Origin of the sequence: Galbibacter kalidii (assembly GCF_026241135.1) — a bacterium.
In the GTDB taxonomy this organism is placed as follows: Bacteria; Bacteroidota; Bacteroidia; order Flavobacteriales; family Flavobacteriaceae; genus Galbibacter.
Map to the genome: position 1 here is coordinate 1 of NZ_JAPFGA010000092.1, position 568 is coordinate 568.

Here is a 568-nt window from a genome sequence, read left to right on the forward strand (position 1 = left end):
GCTCGTTCTTAAAAGGGGTTGTTGTACTTAAATACCTGGTTACTGCCTTTTATGCCCCCCGGCAAGGTGTACTGTAGCCTCACCTTGTAGTCCCCGGTCGGTATGGACGGGAACACCCCGTTTATGATATGGTTGTACTGTTGTACCTTGCCTGCATACAGGGAAGGCTGCTGCAAATATGCATTGACGACCTTGTACTGGATCCGGGTAAAATCCTTTTTGTAATGGTAGGGCAGGTAGTAACGGTAAGGAAGGCGGATAGCCATCAGCGAATGCGAAATGTTATGCTCCAGGTACATCGGGTACCAGGTCAATATGTCAATGGCTTTTTTCGGCGGGAGCCCCAGCCCCTTTACATCCCGGTCCACGGTGAATTTGCCTTCAAGGGGGTAGCCTTTATAGACCAGTGGGTATATCTGGGCTGTATAGTAGGCATCGTCCAGCACGGCTTCGGCGCTGACAAGCGGCACATCATCGGTGTATTTGCCCCCTTGGAGCTCGATCAGCCCAAAGCGTTCGTTGGCCTCTACATTGGCCTGTAGGGCATGGACATCACTGTAAATGGGCT

1 pseudogene is annotated in these 568 nt (G+C 51.6%); it reads right to left on the reverse strand.

The annotated features are described in order from the left end of the window. Positions 1–8: 8 nt before the first annotated feature. A pseudogene (locus OOZ15_RS20020) lies at positions 9–568 on the reverse strand (hypothetical protein); the annotation flags it as partial.